Origin of the sequence: Candidatus Desulfosporosinus nitrosoreducens (assembly GCF_030954495.1) — a bacterium.
Lineage (GTDB): Bacteria > Bacillota > Desulfitobacteriia > Desulfitobacteriales > Desulfitobacteriaceae > Desulfosporosinus > Desulfosporosinus nitrosoreducens.
The window spans coordinates 1-20,369 of the sequence record NZ_JAVHUW010000082.1; the positions used below are offsets into that span (position 1 = coordinate 1).

At 47.7% G+C, this 20,369-nt stretch carries 22 protein-coding genes; 15 read left to right on the forward strand and 7 right to left on the reverse strand.

Annotation, left to right across the window (positions count from 1 at the left end; translation table 11 throughout):
* The 4 genes from REC12_RS22805 to REC12_RS22820 all read left to right on the forward strand — a co-directional run.
* Window positions 1-558: helix-turn-helix domain-containing protein (locus tag REC12_RS22805; protein ID WP_308898234.1), on the forward strand; the 558-nt coding region annotated here is incomplete at its 5' end.
* 350 nt (window positions 559-908) lie between these two features.
* Complete coding sequence (locus REC12_RS22810) at window positions 909-2,726, forward strand: ABC transporter ATP-binding protein (RefSeq protein WP_308898236.1); 1,818 nt, start codon at window positions 909-911, stop codon at window positions 2,724-2,726.
* Complete coding sequence (locus REC12_RS22815; protein WP_308898237.1) at window positions 2,723-4,453, forward strand: ABC transporter ATP-binding protein; 1,731 nt, start codon at window positions 2,723-2,725, stop codon at window positions 4,451-4,453. The genes REC12_RS22810 and REC12_RS22815 overlap by 4 nt, the downstream gene beginning before the upstream one ends.
* Window positions 4,454-4,963: 510 nt before the next feature.
* Entirely contained in the window at window positions 4,964-5,176 is a 213-nt protein-coding gene (locus tag REC12_RS22820; protein WP_308898239.1) for a LysR family transcriptional regulator, read from the forward strand.
* Window positions 5,177-5,283: 107 nt separating this feature from the next.
* Here the strand turns inward: REC12_RS22820 and REC12_RS22825 are convergent, their stop codons facing one another.
* A complete protein-coding gene (locus REC12_RS22825; protein WP_308898241.1) occupies window positions 5,284-5,640 on the reverse strand; it encodes a type II toxin-antitoxin system HicB family antitoxin in 357 nt (118 codons plus the stop codon).
* Entirely contained in the window at window positions 5,624-5,878 is a 255-nt protein-coding gene (locus REC12_RS22830; RefSeq protein ID WP_308898243.1) for a toxin HicA, read from the reverse strand. Before REC12_RS22830 ends, REC12_RS22825 begins: the two co-directional genes overlap by 17 nt.
* Before the next feature lie 188 nt (window positions 5,879-6,066).
* On the opposite strand from REC12_RS22830, the gene REC12_RS22835 reads away from it, so the two are divergent.
* From REC12_RS22835 to REC12_RS22870, 8 genes are all read left to right on the forward strand, one after another.
* The gene (locus REC12_RS22835) at window positions 6,067-6,252 is read left to right on the forward strand and encodes a hypothetical protein (RefSeq protein WP_308898244.1); all 186 of its coding nucleotides are present in this window, start codon (window positions 6,067-6,069) and stop codon (window positions 6,250-6,252) included.
* 76 nt (window positions 6,253-6,328) lie between these two features.
* Complete coding sequence (locus REC12_RS22840; RefSeq protein WP_308898246.1) at window positions 6,329-6,697, forward strand: VOC family protein; 369 nt, start codon at window positions 6,329-6,331, stop codon at window positions 6,695-6,697.
* A 329-nt stretch (window positions 6,698-7,026) separates the two neighbouring features.
* Complete coding sequence (locus REC12_RS22845; protein ID WP_308898248.1) at window positions 7,027-7,434, forward strand: MarR family winged helix-turn-helix transcriptional regulator; 408 nt, start codon at window positions 7,027-7,029, stop codon at window positions 7,432-7,434.
* A 622-nt stretch (window positions 7,435-8,056) separates the two neighbouring features.
* A complete protein-coding gene (locus tag REC12_RS22850) occupies window positions 8,057-8,659 on the forward strand; it encodes a hypothetical protein (protein WP_308898634.1) in 603 nt (200 codons plus the stop codon).
* Between the two features lie 51 nt (window positions 8,660-8,710).
* Window positions 8,711-9,202, forward strand: coding sequence for a DUF6933 domain-containing protein (locus REC12_RS22855; protein WP_308898250.1), 492 nt, complete (start codon window positions 8,711-8,713; stop codon window positions 9,200-9,202).
* A gap of 119 nt (window positions 9,203-9,321) precedes the next feature.
* Window positions 9,322-10,191 carry a PH domain-containing protein gene (locus tag REC12_RS22860; RefSeq protein WP_308898252.1) on the forward strand — a complete coding sequence of 290 codons (870 nt, stop codon included), beginning with the start codon at window positions 9,322-9,324 and terminating at the stop codon, window positions 10,189-10,191.
* Between the two features lie 37 nt (window positions 10,192-10,228).
* Window positions 10,229-10,597: a helix-turn-helix domain-containing protein gene (locus tag REC12_RS22865; RefSeq protein WP_308898253.1), complete on the forward strand. Its 369-nt coding sequence runs from the start codon at window positions 10,229-10,231 to the stop codon at window positions 10,595-10,597.
* 80 nt (window positions 10,598-10,677) lie between these two features.
* Window positions 10,678-11,208, forward strand: a complete 531-nt coding sequence (locus REC12_RS22870) for a YcxB family protein (RefSeq protein WP_308898256.1) — start codon at window positions 10,678-10,680, stop codon at window positions 11,206-11,208.
* 209 nt (window positions 11,209-11,417) lie between these two features.
* Here REC12_RS22870 and ystJ read toward each other — a convergent pair whose 3' ends face one another.
* From ystJ to REC12_RS22895, 5 genes are all read right to left on the reverse strand, one after another.
* Window positions 11,418-12,647, reverse strand: coding sequence for an NADP-dependent malic enzyme (gene ystJ, locus REC12_RS22875; RefSeq protein ID WP_308898257.1), 1,230 nt, complete (start codon window positions 12,645-12,647; stop codon window positions 11,418-11,420).
* Window positions 12,648-12,675: 28 nt separating this feature from the next.
* Complete coding sequence (sdhB, locus tag REC12_RS22880) at window positions 12,676-13,428, reverse strand: succinate dehydrogenase iron-sulfur subunit (protein ID WP_308898258.1); 753 nt, start codon at window positions 13,426-13,428, stop codon at window positions 12,676-12,678.
* A gap of 23 nt (window positions 13,429-13,451) precedes the next feature.
* Window positions 13,452-15,176 carry a succinate dehydrogenase flavoprotein subunit gene (gene sdhA, locus REC12_RS22885; RefSeq protein ID WP_308898259.1) on the reverse strand — a complete coding sequence of 575 codons (1,725 nt, stop codon included), beginning with the start codon at window positions 15,174-15,176 and terminating at the stop codon, window positions 13,452-13,454.
* A 120-nt stretch (window positions 15,177-15,296) separates the two neighbouring features.
* Window positions 15,297-15,899 carry a succinate dehydrogenase cytochrome b558 subunit gene (locus REC12_RS22890; RefSeq protein WP_308898260.1) on the reverse strand — a complete coding sequence of 201 codons (603 nt, stop codon included), beginning with the start codon at window positions 15,897-15,899 and terminating at the stop codon, window positions 15,297-15,299.
* A 339-nt stretch (window positions 15,900-16,238) separates the two neighbouring features.
* Complete coding sequence (locus tag REC12_RS22895; RefSeq protein ID WP_308898262.1) at window positions 16,239-17,936, reverse strand: sigma 54-interacting transcriptional regulator; 1,698 nt, start codon at window positions 17,934-17,936, stop codon at window positions 16,239-16,241.
* 349 nt (window positions 17,937-18,285) lie between these two features.
* Here REC12_RS22895 and REC12_RS22900 point away from each other — a divergent pair, with 349 nt between their 5' ends.
* The 3 genes from REC12_RS22900 (at window position 18,286) to REC12_RS22910 (ending at window position 19,995) form a co-directional block, all read left to right on the forward strand.
* Window positions 18,286-18,429, forward strand: coding sequence for a hypothetical protein (locus REC12_RS22900; RefSeq protein ID WP_308898263.1), 144 nt, complete (start codon window positions 18,286-18,288; stop codon window positions 18,427-18,429).
* 151 nt (window positions 18,430-18,580) lie between these two features.
* Window positions 18,581-19,441, forward strand: a complete 861-nt coding sequence (locus REC12_RS22905) for a fumarate hydratase (protein ID WP_308898265.1) — start codon at window positions 18,581-18,583, stop codon at window positions 19,439-19,441.
* Window positions 19,438-19,995 carry a Fe-S-containing hydro-lyase gene (locus tag REC12_RS22910; protein WP_308898267.1) on the forward strand — a complete coding sequence of 186 codons (558 nt, stop codon included), beginning with the start codon at window positions 19,438-19,440 and terminating at the stop codon, window positions 19,993-19,995. The genes REC12_RS22905 and REC12_RS22910 overlap by 4 nt, the downstream gene beginning before the upstream one ends.
* Window positions 19,996-20,369 lie beyond the last annotated feature (374 nt).

Genomic DNA, 20,369 nt, shown 5'->3' on the forward strand with positions numbered 1-20,369 from the left:
GACGTTTCTATTGATCTTTACGGACTGCGCGACAAGCTTTGCGCCGACAACCGCTGCTTCATCATGCGCTCCAAGGATTCTGTGGAGCATATTTTTTCTGAGCTTTACAGAATTCCGGATAACATAAAACGGGTTTATTGCAAATTAAGGGTCTTGGAGCTGTTAGTGTTTCTCAGCATTGTCGATGCGGCGGACAATCGGGAACAGCGGCCCTATTTCCAGAAACGGCAGGTGGAAATTGTCAAGGCTATCAAGGAGCATCTGACCGGCAACTTGGAGTGCCAGGAAACTCTGGCTGAGCTGGCTCTTCGCTTTGGCATTTCGCTTACGGCTATGAAACTCTGCTTTAAAGGTGTTTATGGGACGTCCATTTATGCTTTCAGACGCGCTTATCGCCTGCAGGCGGCCGCGGCTTTGCTGAGACAGAGTAGCGATACGGTCTCCGTCATTGCGTCTAAAGTCGGATATGCTAATTCCAGTAAATTCGCTTCCGCCTTCAGAGAAATTATGGGAGTGTCGCCTTTAGAGTACCGCAATAAACACCGTTTGTCTCTATGACCTCAATTCGGAAAGAGAGTAAGGGAGAGGTTAGAGGACTGGGGGCCGGTAATAATCTGCCAACAATCAGTAATTGGGAAATAGGTTGCTGTCCGATTGGAGCGAAACTCAGCCGCATGGAGTAGAGAAAGCAAACTGCATATCTTATAATAGGGATCGGTTAGTCATAACTAACCGATCCCTATTAGTTTTAGCCGCTGACTAATCCGCTCTAAGACTCCTGCCTCGGCAAGCGGTGAGTTAAGATCGGCTAAGTCCCTGGATAAGGGCGACTAAGCTTCAGATGGAGTTAAAACTCCGCCTGGAATCAAGTCTTCTTTAGAGAAAACATTATGGAAAGGAGCTTTTGTATGGAGAAAGGCCAAAAGAATAAGTTGGGATTGCCGCGCCTGCTGGCTATTGCCGGCGGGGAAAAAAGCTTGCTGATCATATCCTCTCTCTTGTCGGCCATTAGTGCCGCCTGCATGTTACTGCCCTTTTTGTCCGTGTATCAAATCCTGGGGGAACTGTTGAAAAACGCGGGCCATTTGTCCGGCGTCAACAGCGGGTTTATGATCCATTGGGGCTGGCTGGCCTTAGGGGGGCTTATTGGAGGTTTACTGTTCCTCTATGCCTCAATTATCTTTTCTCACGTCGCGGCCTTTCGGATTTTGTACGGGATAAAAATGGGGCTGGCAAGACATATCGGCAAATTGCCCCTGGGTTTCTTAAACCGTACGGCAACGGGTACGGTGAAAAAGAACCTGGAACAGGATGTTGACAGGGTGGAGCTGTTCGTGGCCCATACGATCCCGGATCTGGTCAATGCCGCGACTACGGTTGTCGTCATGTTTGCCATATTTTTCAGCTTAAACGGCTGGCTGGCCCTTATTGTGGCCGCTGCCTTTGTCTTAAGTATAGGCATGCAGGCCTCCATGATGTTTGGGAAAGGGTCCCAGGAGACGATGAAAGCTTATTTTGATTCTCTGGAGCGGATTCACGCAGCCGCCATACAGTACGTGCGGGGAATTCCGGTTGTAAAAATCTTCGGTCAGACGGTTCATTCCTTTAAGCGCTTCAACGATGATTTATATGCATACCGGGATTGGGCGGTTAATTATTGTGACAGGTTCGAAAACGGCATGGCGATTTTTACAGTCGTCCTGAATTCCTTTTTGACCTTTATTCTGCCGGCCGGCCTGCTGATGCTTAGCCGGGACCCCGGCAATATGGCCTTTGCCCTTGTTTATCTCTTCTTTATTATCATGGTTCCGGGGGCTTCGGCTCCGCTTTACAAGTTTACCATGCTCGCTTCCGGAACCAAGGAAATATTGGAAGGGGTCAGCCGTCTCGATCATATCTACAGCGAGGAACCCATAAAAGAAGCCCTTTCTCCGCAAAAGCCTGCCGGCTACGATGTTAGCTTTAAACAGGTCAGCTTTGCCTATGAAAACAAGGCCGAGGCCAGCAGAGTAGACGCTTTGTCCAATATCAGCTTCACGGCCAAAGCCGGCCAAATTACCGCCCTTGTCGGACCCTCCGGAGGGGGAAAGTCCACCGTGGCCAACCTGATTCCCCGCTTTTGGGATGTCACTGCGGGGGAAATTCTAATCGGCGGTGTGAACATTAAAGATATGGCCACGGAAGATTTGCTGAACACCGTTTCCTTTGTTTTTCAGGATACGTTTTTGTTTTATGACACCCTCTTGGAAAATATTAAAGTAGGCAATCCTCAAGCCACGGCGGAACAGGTCTACAGGGCGGCCAAGGCGGCACAGTGCCATGAGTTTATCCAAAGTTTGCCCGACGGCTATAATACCCTGATCGGAGAGGGCGGGGTATTCCTTTCCGGCGGCGAGGAGCAGCGGGTTTCGGTTGCTAGGGCTATTTTAAAAAATGCCCCTATTCTTGTCCTGGACGAAGCAACTGCCTTTGCCGATCCGGAAAATGAATATAAGATGCAGCTGGCCTTAAAAGAACTGATCAAAGACAAAACGGTGATCATGATTGCCCACCGCTTAGCTTCTATTAAAAATGCCGATCAGATCATTGTTTTGGAAAAAGGAAAAATGAAGCAGGTTGGCACCCATGAGGAACTGACCGCCAGAGAGGGGCTTTACCAACGGATGTGGAACGCTTACACCAGCGCCTATGACTGGACCTTAAGCATCGGAGGTGTCAAAGGATGAGCATCTTGCAAAATATTACGGTGGGACAGCCGAAAAAATTAATCAAGCCTATCGCTTTTACCATTCTTTCCAACCTTGTCAACATCGTACCTTTTATGCTGTCCATTGAAACGGTAAAAATTATTTTCCATTCCTTTGCTTACCCGGACAAAGGGCTGGACAGCGGCAGGCTATGGGCGATCAGCGCTGTCCTGTTCGCTTATATGCTTGTTATGTTCTGGGCGGAAAAGCCGGCTTACCGTCACAGCTACCGGGATGCCTATGATATTTCCGCGGCCGGCAGAGCAAGTCTGGGCGAGCATCTGCGCAAGCTGCCGCTGGGTTATATAACCGGCCGTGATCCCGGAGATCTGGCCAATATGTTGATGGGAGATTTTACTCTGGTTGAGACCGGAGTATCCCATATTGTTCCGCAATTGTTTGGAGCCTTGGTCATGCCTGTGCTGGCCTTTGTTTCTCTGCTGTTTATTGACTGGCGGATGTCCGTCGCCATGTTTATCGCTTTGCCTGTGGCCGTCGGAATTCTCTGGCTCAACACCAAGACCAATCAGCGTATGGCCGACCGGCAGATGAAATTCAAACTTGATGCGGGCAACCGCCTTCAGGAGTATTTGTTAGGTATTCGGGTCATGAAGGCTTATAACATGGTAGGGGAAAAGTTTGAACGTCTGGAATCCTCCTTCCGCAAACAGATGAAGGAGAGCATTCGCTACGAGGCCCTTTCGGGTCCGGTTATGCTTCTGACCATTACCTTGATTCGCGCCGGGCTTACTTTGATGGTGCTGACAGGCGCTTATCTCCTCGTCGGCGGCAGCCTGGACCTGCTTACTTTCGTCATGTTCCTGGTGATAGGCTCCCGGGTGTATGACCCCTTGACTTCTGCCCTCATGAAATTTGCCGAGCTCCGTTACGATGAGCGGGCGGGGGAACGTATCCTGAACCTGATGAAGGAACCGGAAATGAGCGGCGCCCAAATTCCCGGCGACAACACGGATATTGTTTTCCAAAATGTCTTTTTCGCTTATGGCGACAAAGAGGTGCTGCATGATGTCTCTCTCAGCATGAAGCAGGGGACGCTGACGGCTCTGGTCGGCCCTTCCGGCAGCGGCAAGAGTACGGTTTTGAAACTCTGCGCCCGATTTTATGATCCCAGCTGGGGCAGGGTTACCTTTGGAGGCCTGGACGAGGCGGTGCTTGATCCTGAAAAGCTGATGCAGAAACTATCTATGGTTTTCCAGGACGTCTACCTGTTTCAGGACACGATCGGCAACAATATCCGCTTTGGCAAGGAAAATGCCAGCGAGGCAGAAATCATGGCCGCCGCCAAGAAGGCCTGCTGCTTAGATTTTATCATGGCACTGCCTAAAGGCTTGGAGACAATGGTGGGGGAAGGCGGCTGCACGCTTTCCGGCGGGGAAAAGCAGCGTATTTCCATAGCGCGGGCTATTCTGAAAAACGCTCCCGTTGTGCTTTTGGACGAAGCCACCGCCTCCCTTGATCCGGAAAATGAGCTGGAGGTGCAGAAGGCAATCGGAGAACTGATCACAGGCTGGACTGTGATTGTCATTGCCCATAGGCTGAAAACTATCAGAAACGCAGACAACATTGTGGTCATGGAGGAGGGCAGAGTCGCGGAGCAAGGCACGCACGACGAGTTGATGAGCAGGGAGGGGCTCTATCATAAGCTGTGGACCATTCAAGCCCAAGCCGGCGGCTGGTCGGTGTGACAGAGGTTCCTCAGGCCAAGCTCATAGGTGAAAATGAAGCGTAAGATTATGAAGGTAGCCGCATTTTAAGCCACGCTGCCTTATTTTTCTTGGCTTATTGCAGAAATAATCGAAGGAAATGAAGCGCTAATGTGGAAAGATAAATCAAGAGATAATTTCGGGGATTGGTTCGTCGTTTCTTTCGTGAGCAATGAGGGTTGTTGCTTAAATTAATTGCTATAAAGGAGCAATTTTCGTAACAAATATTTACCAATAAGAAATTAGACTTATAGGTCGTAAACAGGTTTGGAAAAAATATAACGACAATCGCTGGCGTTTAAGGAAATTGAACAGGCTTTGTTTTTGGGCAGGATAGCGCTATGAGACATTTTGCTTCCTCCTTGGGATGGACTGGTTGTGGTAGACTTATTTTATACCAGGGAGGGAAGCACATTGTCTTTATTTATTTTTGCTAAAAGAACGGAAGCTATTTTTCTCGTTTATAGGAAATAATTAAAAGGATGCGATTAGATGGACATCAAACAATTGAGATATTTTATCGCTACGGCAAAGTATTTAAACTTCACTGAAGCGGCCAAACATCTCTACCTGGCACAACCGGCTTTAAGTAGACAAATTGCCGATTTGGAAGACTATTTAGGTACACAACTATTTATCCGCGATAAACGTGGTTTAAAGTTGACAGCTGCGGGTTCAGAGTTACTCATAGGAGCGAAGGAGTGAAGAAGACTATGTAAATTAGCCTGTCGTAAATGCTTTTGTATGTTTAAAGGGACCGACCCTCAATAGAAATAAATTTCTATTTTGAGACAGCCCCTCGCTCTAATTCACTAACCTTTAAATCCGGCACTCCTCGAAAGATGATAAAGGATTAATTGATTAAGACTTATATTTTCCTTTTCGGCGAGTTCGGATAAATACCTATGGAGACTCTTTGGGACCCTTACATTAAATCTTCCAGAGTAGTCATCTTTAGTTGGTTCCGGAATTTCGATACCATCCTCAATACAAGACTCCAACCAGCATTTCTTAGCATCCTCGATCATGGTCAGTGCTTCTTCAGCGGTATCGGCCTGTGTGATGCAGCCAGGCAGTTCTGGAATTGCTACAGCATAGCCACCTTCTGGAGATGGATGAAGCGTTATGCTATACGGTAAACCCATATAATAATCAAGCGTCTTGTTCATCGTCTATCACTCCTTTTAAAGCATTAAGTGCCAATTCAACGTAGGCTTCACCAATATGGGGCTTTTTGAACGGTACAGTTAATCTAGATTCCCCAAGTTTGTATGTATAGTGGCTTGATCCACCTGAGGGTTGCCTCTTTGAAAATCCGTAATGTAGCAGTATCTTATCTAATTCCTCGAATCGTACTTGTCGAGGGTTATTTTTGATTCTCTCAAGTAACTTTTTAAGCTTGCTCAACTATTTCATCCCCTACACGCATAGTACTATATATAGTTACATATATCAAGGCAAGTGTTTCGGCACTTTTGGCGCTAGGCCTTTATATGTTATTTGGGAAACGCGGGTAAATAGGTTGCGAAAATAAATAAATGTATATTGTAAAATATTTCTATCGAGTGTTTGTTTAAAATAGATTTGAAGAATAAGTGACATTGCTTACTCCGGTTGAAATTGCCAAAGAATGGTTTCGCATTTTAAAGCCGGGCGGACAGGTTTCTGCTGTAATAACCCTAAAAAATGGTGACGAAAAGATGGGCGGCGGTCACTACAGTGAGGAGATTGAAAATATGCTGCGAATCTTCTCGTATCATAAAATGACTGGAGCCTCTTGACGTCGAGCGTATAGCTGCTATATACTGTGATTAAGATACTTTAAACGGCAATCCATAATATTGGAGGGATTTGTCTATGAAATTTTGCTGGAGTACATTAAAGGTGAAAAATCTGGAAGAATCGCTAAAGTTTTATCAGGAGATCTTGGGGCTTGAAATAAGGCGCAGATTTTCTGCCGGCCCGAATATGGAAATTGCCTTTTTGGGGATAGAGGACGGAGGCACGGAGATCGAACTGATATGTAATGGGTCCAGCGATGAAATCAAGGTTGGTGAGGATATTTCCTGGGGATTTGAAGTCGATTCCCTCGACAAGGTAATGGCGCTGGTAAAAGAAAAAGGCTTGGCAATCCATAGCGGTCCGTTTCAGCCCAACCCTAATGTAAAGTTTTTCTTTTTGCTGGACCCCAACGGCTTTAAAATTCAGATTGTGGAAAATCTTTAAAACCATAAACTTGAAACAGCATCTGTAATCCGTAGATGCTGTTTCTTTTGTAGCAAAGAAGTTCCAAAGTGAATTACTATAACTTCTTTATGAGTGTTATGAGCCGGACGACTCGCGAAAGATGATCATAAAGTTCTGTAAGTTTTTTTAAGATTAAAAACTTATTTGCGGATTTTTTGACACAATCTCTTCGCCAAATTCAACGTTGCCCACTTCTTGACAGTAGCGTATAGCTGCTATATCATGAAATCATGATGATTTATAATTATTTTAAGCGTGAGAACAAAATAAGTTATAGCCTCTTAGGGGTTATCGGTGAATTTAACGAGATGGAAAAGAAAACTCGTCATTATGGAACCGATGTACCTATTTTTCCTTCGGAAATTAATATGCTCGGTGTCATAAGAGAGAATGAGGGTATCCATATTACTGGACTGGCTGAAAAACTGGGAGTTACAAAGGGTGCCGTTTCTCAAATTCTTATGAAGCTGCAAAAAAAAGGGTTAATAGAAAAGACGGAGGACAGCAGAAATACATCGAAATTAGTGGTTACCCTGACGCCCAAAGGGAAGAAAGCAGATGCCAATCATATGAAGTTTCATGAAAAACTTGATTCTTTAATGGATGGGCTATTAAAAAATGCTACAGAAGAAAACAAACTGTTTCTTCAGGAGTTTTTAAACGGCTTTGCAACACAAATGGGCAGCTTTGAAGAGGGGCTTATTTATAACGAATGATTTGACAGAGTAGTTTATCCTTAAGCGATCATGTTGACAGGCGGTGTGCTTGGCGACTGTTTTGGACGCAAACGTATCTGGCTTTTAGACATCGCTTTCTTCACAGTGGGTTCGGCAATCTGTGCGTTTTCTGCAACGATAACTATGTTTCATTTTGCCGGATGGCACAGTATCTTTCTGATTAATCTTCCATTGGGAATATTTAAAAAGCCTCTTTTAATAACAGGTCCACATATGGGGTAATTGAGTTGCCCATAGCTTTAATGGACCGTCTTTTTAATGGGTAAAGTCAAAATTACTCTTCTTCGTGGTAATTTTGTGTGATTATGGAATCTTTTTATTTTCATGAAACCCAGTATTTATCAGGGCACTGAAAAAGTCTGTTCATTTCGAGTGAATGGGCTTTTTGGCGTAAAAACGGTATAATTATGCATGAAACAATACTAAAAGGTTGGATAAATAACTTTTCCATTACAAAAATCGACATATTAGTTTAAGAAAACTTCTCGATATGTTATATAATTACACAATAATGAGCGTAACTAAAATATAAACCCAGTTGTGAAAAATTTACTGAAAAACCATGTTTGGATACCTGTAAAATAAGGAGGTTATTACCTTGATGAGAATGCCCTTTTCCCCACCCACTGATTATTATTGCCGGGAGTTGGCCCAGGTGGATGAGCAGATTTGCACCTTACTTGCCAAACGTAAAGAGATTTCTAATAACAATCCCGGCTTTCCCGGCCTTGATTTGATCTCGGCCTGGAGTCAGACGTTTGGGCTGGAGGAAGATTGGCTGCGAAGAATCTTTGCCGTTTATATGCTTGGTGAAGAACGTTTTCAGCCGCCTGTCGAACCCGTTGGTTTTTTAAAGTTTGTTCCGGTATTAAAAGCGGTAACAATTGAGAATATGACCTATTCTGTCACGCATCTGAAACAATACAGCAACGCCAGCGTGGTCTATGTCGAAGCCGAATTGAATGCCCCTGACCCCTTCGTTCAGCTTCGACACGCTAATTTTGAACTGTTTATTTCCCCGGAGTATCAGTGCCGGTCCAGCCATGGTAGTGGACATGCTAAAGGGATTCAGCATGCTTTTGTCGTTACACCAACATTGCCGGATGATGTTTCAGGACTCGAATTCCGCTTGGATGTGAAACCTTTTGAAAGGCCGAAATTGCAAGAAATATCCCTGTTGAAAACAAGTGTCACGATCAAGTAAAGAGGAAATTGGCAGGAAAATCAGTTTGCAAAGGTTAAGAGGAGTGCGAAGATGCTCATATTAGAGTGTACTAAAAAATTAGTGGATGAGCTTAAGGTAAGCCTGGATGTTCTGTCATTCCATGGTGATCCACTTTATGAATGGCATGCCAACAAATTTATCTATAGAAGACGCAAGTGCTGTATTTTAATGAATAATAAGACACGGTATTGCATTATTTTATATGGTTTAAAGAAAGAGCATTTCCTTGATTTTGGCAGGACAGTTGTCCTGGCCATTGAAAATAATTTTTTGGCTGAAGGGCTTAAGCCAAAAGTTGTTAGTGGTTATCTGGAAAATATCCAGAAGGTTATTTATACCAAGACTTATGACCGCAGTATACTTGGTCAGATGAATGATATGGTTTTCCTGGCAACTAACGCTTACTTCAAGGATGAAGATTTTTATCAGCTTGAACTAAATAAGAAATTGAACCAGGTACCTTTGCCAAAGTCAAAGTATTTGTACGGAATTCGCGGGTTGCGAGATCAGTTGGAAAATTGAACTTGTATTAAAGTGACCAAAAAGATTCTTCTTGCAGACTGAAAAGAATAGCTTGACGCTGCCAAATTTTAATGTGGCTCATGGAGGACAAAAAATCTAAGATGCCTGGAGGGAGGAACATGTATTTTTCATCCAAACGAGACACCTGGCTGGGCCTACTAATGTGGATTCCTATTGTTTGTGTAATTTATATAAGCGGAAAATCCTTAAGCCAAGGTCAGTTTGTTCCAATTAATCTATGCTTCTTAGTGCTAATTGTGGGGCTTCCGGCCTGGATTTGGTTTGATACAGGATACCGAGTGACTGACGATGAGTTAAAAATTAAGTCCGGCCCGATTCGCCTGACCATTCCTTTGGAAAGAATAACGGCAATCGAGAGGACGAGAAATCCGAGATCTTCACCGGCTCTTTCTTTGGATAGGCTGAAAATAAGCTACAAAGAAGGGAATGACGCGCTAATTTCTCCCCGGGATCAGGAAGGGTTTATTAACCTAATCCTCAGCAAATGTCCCACAGTGGCAATAAACGGCAATAGCGGAAAACCGGATGGTTCAGGAAAAGCCAGCAGCAACTTGACCCGAGGGTTAGTTACTCTTAGCACAATATTAATTTTAGGCGTCGTCGGCACACTCCTTTATTTCAGCAATAAACCGGCGGAATATTTCATTCAGGCCGGCACCTTGAAAATCAGCGGCCAATACGGAGAAACAATTAAACTTTCCGATGTCGAGGGCATAACTCTGAAGGAGCAGATCCCGGAAATCCTGCTTAAAACTAATGGTTCAGGTTTAGGCAGCAAAATGAAGGGCTATTTTAATCTGAAGGGAATCGGGCAGGCAAAATTATTTATCGATACGCAAAAGCCTCCTTTCATTTTCATCGACGCCAAGTCTGGATTGCGGATCGTGAATACTGAAAAAGCCGAGGACACTGCTCAGCTGTACAAGAGGCTATTAGAAGCTTGGCAGCAGCATGCTCCGGCGGATTAGAACTATGTATAGTGATGAACGAAAGGGAGGGGTTGTGATGTTCAAAGAGAAGGCGCTGCCGGTTTCTATTTTCTGTTTGGCAATTTCTTTGCTTATTAGCGCTTTGATCATTGCCGGCGGTATGAAAAGGAATGGGGAATATGTCAGTGCGGGGTTATCCGGTACGGCCCAAAGTTTAAATTATATAGGGAGCAACATAGCCCATAATCCCGCGGCGGATGGCAAGACTGTTTATGACTTGGATAGTGCAGCTTCGTATTTAGGTATTTCTAAGGAAAGTTTAATCAAACTTGCTGATGATCCGGGTTCAGAAATACCCTGTATAAAAATAAGCGGCAACACTTATGTGTTTGGCAAAAGCGCCCTGGATAAATGGCTGGAAACTGCGCGGGTGGAAATTCAATAAAGAAAGTAAAGAAAGAGCAATATTGGACCTTCCGAAGAAAATAGCTTTTCAGGGAATGAGTAAAGGGGGGTGAAAGAGGTTTGAATCTGGAATTTAACATTTCTAATCAGGATTACTTAGAGTTTAATCTTTTTCACCTGGACAACTCCGTACAACTGAGAAAATCCCTATTAATCTCGCGGTTTTTTTTAGCCACAATGGTTATCGGGGTGGCCTTTTTGGCAATGCGTGGTCAAGCCCGCCCGGTAGGGTATATTTATTTTACTGTCTTATTGGTATTAGTCATGACCTTCTTCAAGAGAGGTTTTAAGGCAGTGGTCAGGAAGAAAATGGAGAAGATGATTGAGGATGGGAAAACCATTGGTTTTGTGGGAAACTGCGAATTAACTCTTACGGAGGAGGGGATTACAGCCAATACAGAGAATAATTCCCTGAAAACCACCTGGGGAGGAGTAGAACGAATTGCTGAGAACCGGGATTATATGTTTATTTACGTAGGGGCAGCAGCGGCTTACATTATTCCGGTCCGTGCTTTCAGCGACAGCCGCCAAAAGGAGGAATTTAAAAGTATTATAGACACTAAGCTGAAGAACGTGGAGCGTTCCTCCTGATTGGGGGGAGCATTTCTAGCAGATTTGGCAGTGTGATTTCCGGGATAGGGCGATGAAATTTCGGGATAGGGTAATGAATGAAAGCCGCCGGCAGTTTTCGGTTTTGGACCGAAGGCTGCCGGCGGCTTTAGAGCATCAAGCAATTTCAAGTTCCAACAGGTCTGACAAAGGGCGTGCCGGAAGGGTTCGCTAAGACTATTCCGGGAAGACTACTCCGGGCGGATAGCCCGTACTTTCCGGGAAATTTCCTCCGGGTCAACGGTTATCCGGGCCACACCGCTGTCCATGGCGGCTTTAGCCACGGCTGCCGCCACGGCGGGGGCGACGCGGGGATCGAAGGCTTTGGGGATGACGTACTCAGTGCTGAGCTCCGCGTCGCTGACCAGGCCGGCAATGGCATAGGCAGCGGCGATTTTCATTTCCTCATTAATTTGCGTGGCCTGAACATCCAGAGCGCCCCGGAAAATGCCGGGGAAAGCCGAGACGTTGTTGACTTGGTTGGGATAATCGGAACGTCCGGTTCCCACAACCTTGGCTCCGGCTTCCTTAGCCAGCTCGGGCATGATTTCCGGAACCGGGTTGGCCATGGCAAAGATGATGGGGTCGGCATTCATCGCTTTAACCATCTCGGGGGTTACGGTATTGGCGGCCGAAACACCGATGAAGACATCAGCGCCGACCAAAGCATCGGCCAGGGTGCCCGCCAGCCGCCGCTGATTGGTTATTGCGGCAATGGCGTCTTTGGATTTATTCATCCCGACGGGGCGCCCTTGATAAAGGGTTCCCTTGGTATCGCACATAATCACGTCCTTGACGCCCATACTCAGGAGCAATTTAATGATAGCCACACCGGCGGCGCCGGCGCCATTGGTGACGACGCGAATGTTATCCAGGCGTTTGCCGGTTACTTTAAGGGCATTAATCAGTCCGGCCATGACGACGATTGCCGTGCCGTGCTGGTCATCATGGAAAACGGGGATATTCATTTCTTTTTTCAGCCGCTCTTCAATCTCGAAGCAGGCCGGTGCGCTGATGTCCTCCAGATTGATGCCGCCAAAGGTCGGTTCCAGGAGCTTTACCGTCTCCACAATTTTGTCGATGTCTTCAGTGTTCAGGCAGATCGGGAAAGCATCGACTCCGGCAAAGGTCTTAAAGAGGACGGATTTCCCTTCCATGACGGGCATGGAGGCTTGAGCTCCAATGTTTCCCAGGCCGAGGACTGCCGTGCCGTTGGAGACAACGGCGACAAAATTGCCTTTGTTGGTATAGGTATAAGCCAGGTTATTGTCTTTGGCGATATCCAGGCAAGGTTCGGCAACTCCCGGGGAATAGGCCAGGGATAAGTCCCGGCTGTCCCGGACAGGTACTTTGCTGCGCACTTCCAGTTTTCCCGCATTGCTGCGATGAAGCTCTAAAGCATCTTCTCTTAAGGTTCCCATTTAAATCAAACTCCCTTCGGTAATTTCTCTATTTTCGCAGCCAACGGCTGAGAGCGAATTTGTTGACTTCCCGGTTCAAATCCGCCAGGCTCGTGGTCAGGGGTATATTTTTCGGGCAGGCGCGCACACAGTTCTGGGCATTGCCGCAATCCGCGATGCCGCCTTCATCCAGCAAGGGGGCTAAGCGTTCGTGTTTGTTCATTTCTCCGGTAGGGTGGGCATTAAAGAGACGGACTTGGGATATGGGCGCCGGTCCGATAAATTTGGAGCGTGAATTCACTTGTGGGCAGGCTTCCATACAACAGCCGCAGGTCATGCACTTGGACAGTTCATAAGCCCACTGACGCTTGACTTCAGCCATTCGCGGTCCCGGACCCAGGTTATATGTCCCGTCAATGGGAATCCAGGCGTGGACTTTTTTCAGATTGTCAAACATGATCTGCCGGTCGACCATGAGGTCCCGCACCAGGGGGAATTTGGTCAGCGGCTCCAGGACAACGGGTTGCTCCAAATGGTCGATCAGGGCGGAGCAGGCTTGTTGTGCTTTGCCGTTGATGATCATGGTGCAAGCTCCGCAAACTTCTTCCAGACAGTTGCATTCCCAGACCACAGGTGTCGTCTTTTGGCCGGAGGAGGTGACGGGATTTTTCTGAATCTCCATTAAACAGGAAATGACATTTAATTTTTCCCGGTAGGGAACATCAAATTCTTCCCAACGGCTCGGTTTGCCCGGTCCGTCCTGACGGCGGATTCTAAAATGGATTGTTTTTTGCTGGACCATTCTTTTCTTCGCCTCCTACTTTTCTAATAATGACGCGGACGCGGCGGAATCAGGGAGACATCAACATCCTCGTAACTGAGTTCCGGGCCGTCGGGTGTCCAGCGGGCTATGGTTGTCTTTAAGAAATTGGCGTCATCGCGCTCGGGGTATTCGGGTTTATAATGCGCGCCCCGGCTTTCGTTGCGCTTTAAGGCTCCTAAGGTGATCACCCGGGCCAGCTCCAGCATATTGCGCAGCTGACGGATGAAGGTTCCTTCCTGAGTTCCCCATTCGAGATTATCGCTTCGTCCGATCTTGTGCCAGCGCTGCAAGAGATTCTGCAGTACACGGTCGGTTTCCGCCAGTTTGTCGTTGTAGCGCACAACGGTCACGTTCAGGGTCATAATGTCCCCTAATTCTTTATGGATGAGGTAGGGGTTTTCCGGACCTTTCAGGGCCATGACCTCCGCCCATTTGTCAGCCTGAAGTTTCGTTTCACTTAAGAAGGCCGCTTCGTTGCCCTTGGGGGTTTGAATCTTATTTTTCTTGATGTACTCCATAACTTTAGGCCCGGCGACCATGCCGCCGTAGATGGCGGAAAGCAGGGAGTTGGCGCCCAGGCGGTTGGCGCCGTGGTATTGGTACTCACATTCTCCGGCGGCAAAAAGCCCGGGAATGTTCGTCATCTGGTCGTAATCAACCCACAGTCCGCCCATGGAATAGTGGACGGCCGGGAAAATCCTCATGGGAACTTTCTTGGGATCATCTCCCACGAACTTCTCATAAATCTCCAGAATTCCGCCCAGTTTTACCTGCAAAATGTCCGGATCGATATGGGAGAGATCGAGGTAAACCATGTTTTCACCGTTTATGCCCAGACCTTGGTTGAGGACCACGTCATAAATAGCGCGGGTGGCAATATCGCGGGGAACCAGGTTGCCGTAGTCCGGATACATTTCCTCAAGAAAATACCAGGGCTGTCCGTCTTTGTAGGTCCAAATCCGGCCGCCTTCACCCCGGGCCGATTCCGACATCAGCCTCAGCTTGTCGTCTCCCGGAATGGCGGTAGGGTGGATCTGAATAAATTCGCCGTTGGCATAATGCACGCCTTGCTGATACAAGGCTCCCGCAGCGTTGCCGGTGCAAATGGTGGAATTTGTGCTTTTGCCGAAGATGGCGCCCGCCCCGCCGGTGGCCACAATGACGGCGTCAGCAGCAAAGGCCCGGATGCTCATATCCCGTAAGTTCTGAGCGACAATCCCCCGGCAGACGCCGGCGTCGATGACCGCCGAGAGCAATTCCCACTGTTCATATTTCTGCACCAGACCTTCAGACTCGTAACGCCGGACCTGCTCGTCCAGAGCGTAAAGCAGCTGCTGACCGGTAGTGGCCCCGGCAAAGGCGGTGCGGTGAAACTTAGTTCCGCCGAAACGGCGAAAATCCAGCAGTCCTTCCGGAGTGCGGCTGAACATGACGCCCATGCGGTCCATCATGTGAATGATTGCCGGCGCCGCGTCACACATGCCTTTCACCGGCGGCTGGTTGGCGAGAAAATCCCCGCCGTAGACCGAATCGTCGAAATGCAGCCAGGTGGAGTCTCCTTCTCCTTTGGTATTAACCGCTCCGTTAATCCCCCCCTGAGCACAGACCGAGTGGGACCGTTTAACGGGCACTAATGAAAATAAGTCGACGTGCGTACCGGCTTCAGCCATTTTGATCGTTGCCATCAGCCCGGCAAGGCCGCCGCCTACTACGATGACTTTGCTCATCTCTGACCCTCCTAAAAATTTAATAAGACGATGAACATTAAGGATTTGTGCAAACTGAATATCTCTTCAGAGTGAATACGCCTTCAGACGGATAACCTTTTCAGAATGGACAAAATTCTTTTATAGGAAAGCCGAAAGATCTGTTAAGCCAACTACGGATATAATGATAAAGACTGCCGCCAAAACATAAGACAGCACTTTTTGGGAATGTGGTCCAATCGTAATTCCCCAGGTGATGGCAAAGGCCCATAAGCCGTTGACGAAATGAAAGATGGCCAGCAGGACGCCCAGGGCGTAGAAGATCAGTCCCAGGGGATTGCTTAAGAACTGATGGATTGCCGCGAAACTGGCCTCGCCAAAACGCAGAAGACAAACGTGAGCGATAATAAAGATAACCGTATAAATGCCGGAAATGCGTTGGATGAGGTAAAACCAGTTTCTGGCATACTTGTAGTTCAGGGCATTGCCTTGCCCGGTGTAAACCACCCAGATGCCATAAACAGCGTGCAGGAAAATGGGAATAAAGATGACCACCAGTTCAACGATAATAATCCCGGGAAAGTTGCGCATGGTGCCGATGACCTTGTCATACATCTCCGGCCCCCCGCGGGCGGAAAGATTAAGGAACATGTGAAAGATTAAAAACAGACCGATGGGCACTAACCCTAATAAAGAATGGACTCTGCGAATTAAGAAATGATAAGGCTTTTGCGGTGTACTCATAAATCCCTGATCCTCTCCTCTCAAGTTGTGATATAGCGCATGCGGGAAAGTAAGTAGCAAGCTGTGTGCCAACTTGGGATGATTTGAGCGTATTTAAAAATATTTATCCCGGAGGTTGGGCAAAGCCTGATCTGCCTTGAGGTTCAGCCGCTGAAACATCCGGTTGGGATTTGCGAAAAGGATAAAATAAATTCACATTAATCAAAATTTAAACACAAAAAGATTCTATTATTTAGAATTTAGCAAGGAAAATTCTAAATAATAGAATCAGAGAGAAGACAAGGGTTGGGTTGGACAGGGGCCAGCCGGACAAGGTCGGCTGCCATAGGCTACTGCGGGTCAGGTCATAGTCTTCAGCTTATTATAGAGAGTCGCCAGAGATATCTTCAAGGCCTTGGCAGCTTGCTTCTTTCCCGCGGCAGAGTCGCCGAAGCGGTCTAAGGCCAAGCGGATCATTTGTTTTTCCATGTCCTCAAGGGGCATTAATTCCCCGATCCCGTGGTCCTGAGGAAGGGGAGAGGGGGAATCAAAGAGATTAAGAATGGCTTGATGACTGATTAATTCTTCATCAGAGGTAAGCATGGCGCGTTCCATGACGTTTTGCAGTTCGCGGATGTTGCCGGGCCAGTTATACTTCAGCAGCAACTCTTCGGCCTGACTGGTCAGACTCACGACGTGTTTGCCGAACTTGCGGTTAAACTTGCCGATGAGGGAATGGACATGGGCGGGAATATCTTCTTTGTGGCTGCGCAGCGGCGGCAAGCGCAGTTCGATGACATTGAGCCGGTAATAAAGATCCTCGCGAAAATCCCCCTGTTTGGTCATGGCCGGTAAATTGCGGTTGGTTGCGGCAATGACCCGGACATCCACTTTAATCGTTTTCGTTCCCCCAACCCGTTCGAATTCCATCTCCTGCAAAACGCGCAGAAGCTTGGCCTGCAAATAGGGGTTCATATCCCCGATTTCGTCCAGGAAAATAGTTCCTCCGTTGGCCAGGTCCATTTTCCCCAGTTTGGTTTTTAAGGCTCCGGTAAAGGTGCCTTTTTCATGCCCGAAAAATTCACTTTCCAGTAAGGTCTCGGGAATTGCCGCGCAGTTCACTTTAATGAAAGGCTTGTCAAAGCGCGAACTGGCACTGTGGATGGCATGGGCAAACAGTTCTTTTCCCGTGCCGGATTCCCCGCTTATAAGGACGGTTGAGCTGCTTTGCGCGGCTTTGCGGGCCAAGTTCAAGGCGCTTTTAAATTCCGGGTGACTGCCGATTAAATCATCAAAGGTATAGGAACTGGTGGATATTTGATTGATGCGGCTTTGCAGGTCGTCAATCACCTGATTGGAGGCTTTTAACTGTTCCATCAGCTTGTAAATGTCCGTCAGCGGCTGGAAGACCACGACCGCGCCTGCTATTTTCCCCTCAACGATAATAGGGGAGGCATTGGAAATGACTTCGACCTTGGAGCCGCCAACCTGTGACCTGTGAGCGAACACGGGTTCATGGGTGCGCAAGGCTCTGGCCAAGGCGCCGTCGGGCGAGGCCGCAAAAATATTGCTGCCGATTCTTTGGCTCGCAGGAATGGAAGTCACACGGCTGAAAGAAGGGTTGATATATTTAATTTTCCCGTCAGTCCCTGCGACTTCAATGGCCTCCTGGACCGAGTTGAGAATCGCGTCCAGTTCTCCCTTGAGATGCTTGATGTTGGCCAGCTTTTCGGTTTCTTCAATGATATACATCATCAGGTTGGCGCCTTGGGCTTCAATTAAGGCGCTGGATTTTGCTTTCTTGCGCTCTAATTCTTCTTGTACCTTGGGACTGCCGGTTGCTTCAATAATCACATCGAGATTCGGAACTTTAAGAAAAGCCTCCAGAGTCAGGCAGGTCGCTACACCGTCCTGCCTGGCTGTTTCCAGTCCGGGGTTCTTGTCGCTGCGGTCACAAACCACAATGATCTCGATATGGTCAATTTTGCTCAGGGTTTTATAGACTGCCGTTCCTCCCCGCCCCATGCCTACGATGCCTACTCTTACTTTGAGAGCCATAGATTCCACTCCTGTCGGTTGTTAAATGCTCTTGGTCTGGCAGTTTGGCTTAAGTGCTAGTTCAGGTTAAGTGCTAGTTCAGGTTAAGTTCTAGTTTAGGTTAAGTGCTGATATCAAAGAGTTTCTGTCGTTCAGATGGATATACTGGTTCTTAAACTTGACTACAAATGTTATTAAGAAAGATGTTATTTAAAATATTCGCTATATTAAGTCGGTTTCCTACCTTAAAATCTAATTATTAGAAATTTATTTTGCCACGGATAACCCGGCCTGATCCTAAGGCTGCCTGGCGGTCTGTCTCTGCCGGACTTTTCTACTTTTCTGAATATAAAATATAGAAATTAGAATAATGTCCTCAGGATTTCCGGGGGATACTTCTGAAAACCCGGTCGTTCTGCCTTTTGAGCCATTTCCCGTCTTTGTACTTATTGGCATGGTTCTTGCTACCTTAAAGAAAGAGAAAGCCGTAACACTCTATGCTGAGCCGATATGATCATAGCTTAAAAAGATAAATGCGCCGGCAGATCGGATAAGGGGTTATGGCGGGCAGAATTTGAGACATAGTTCTCAAATGCAGCGCTAAGTAAGAAAGGAGCCAGAATAAAAGAAAACCGGGATTAATACACAATATTGGGGGGAAAAGCATGAAAGAAATGAATGTTGAGGAAATCATTGCGGCGGTTGAAACACTTTGTATAGAGTCCAATTACGACCTTGGCTCAGACATTATGACGGGCTTTCAAAAAGCCTTGCAGGAAGAACGTTCACCCTTAGGGGCCGAGGTGCTGCGGCGGCTGATTGAGAATGCTCAGGTTGCCGAGCGGGAGAGAGTCCCCATGTGCCAGGACACAGGGATGGCCATCATTTTTGTGGAACTGGGTCAGGACTTGCATATCCTCGGCGGCGACTTAAGCGAGGCCATTAATGAAGGCGTGCGCCGCGGCTATGCCAAAGGATATTTGCGCAAATCTGTGGTTGCCGATCCTTTTGAGCGGGTGAATACAGGGGATAACACCCCGGCAATTATTCACTATGATATCGTCCCGGGCGATTCCCTGCGCCTGATCGTGGCTCCTAAAGGGTTCGGCAGTGAAAACATGGGCGGCTTGAAAATGTGCAAGCCTTCGGAGGGTTTAGAAGGGGCTATGCAGTTTGTGGTGGACACCGTCGACCGGGCGGGAGGCAATCCTTGTCCGCCCATCATTGTCGGCGTGGGTGTCGGCGGCTCGATGGAAAAAGCGACCTTGCTGGCCAAAAAGAGCTTGCTCCGAGAGGTAGGCCGGCATAACCCGGAAGAACGTCTGGCGAAGATCGAGGAGGAATTATTGCAGCGCATTAACCGTCTGGGCATTGGCCCCCAGGGCTTCGGCGGCGTGACGACGGCCCTGGCCGTCAACCTGGAAGTCTATCCCACCCATATCGCCGGGATGCCCGTTGCCGTCAACATTGGCTGCCATGCGACCCGGCATAAAGAAATTGTCTTGCAAGGGAGGATAAGCAGATGAGCGAACCCTTACGGATTGAAACTCCCCTGACCCAGGAAAAGCTCAGAAAGCTGAAAGCGGGGGACAGTGTCTTAATCAGCGGCGTCATCTACACCGGGCGCGACGCGGCCCATAAGAAAATGACCGAGGCTTTGGCCCAAGGCGCCGACCTGCCCTTTCCGCTGAAGGACCAAGTTATCTATTTCGTAGGACCGACACCGGCCAAAGAAGGTCAGGTGATCGGCTCCGCCGGCCCGACAACCAGCGGGCGGATGGATGCCTATTCCCCTGCGCTCATCGCTCAGGGGCTAACCGGCATGATCGGCAAGGGACTGCGTTCCGTTGAGGTCGTCGAAGCAATGAAAAAACACGGCGCCGTTTACTTCGGCGCGATTGGCGGAGCGGGCGCCATTATCTCCAAGTGCATTGTTTCCGCCGAAGTGATTGCCTATCCCGAGCTGGGACCGGAGGCGGTGCGGCGCCTGGTCGTCAAGGATTTCCCGGCGATCGTGGTCATTGATTGTTATGGCAGCAATCTTTATGAGATAGGGAAAGCTCAATATCGGAGTTTATAAGGGCATTTTAAAAGTGCCCCAGGGGCTATAAATAAATTTGCAGAAAATTTGCGGAAAAGTTTTAGAGGAATTTCTTGCAAACATCCTGAAAAATTCACGGTTTCCCCAAAGCAGCTTCTCGCACAGGAGTGCACGAATTGCATGGAAAGGCGCTTCGGCCTACTAAGCTTGCAGGAGAAAATGAAGCCATTAGCTCACTTCAGGTATCCCGGAAGTTTGGCGAAGCTTTTACGCAAGTGTCTGGGCGAGCCTTAACGTGCTGAGTGAACGGGTGTGCGGAAAGCTGCTCCTTTGTCATCGTTTGCAAGCTCACTTTATTGTATGCCTTTTCAAAAAACTAAGGGTAACAGGCGAATTATAGTGCAACGACTAAA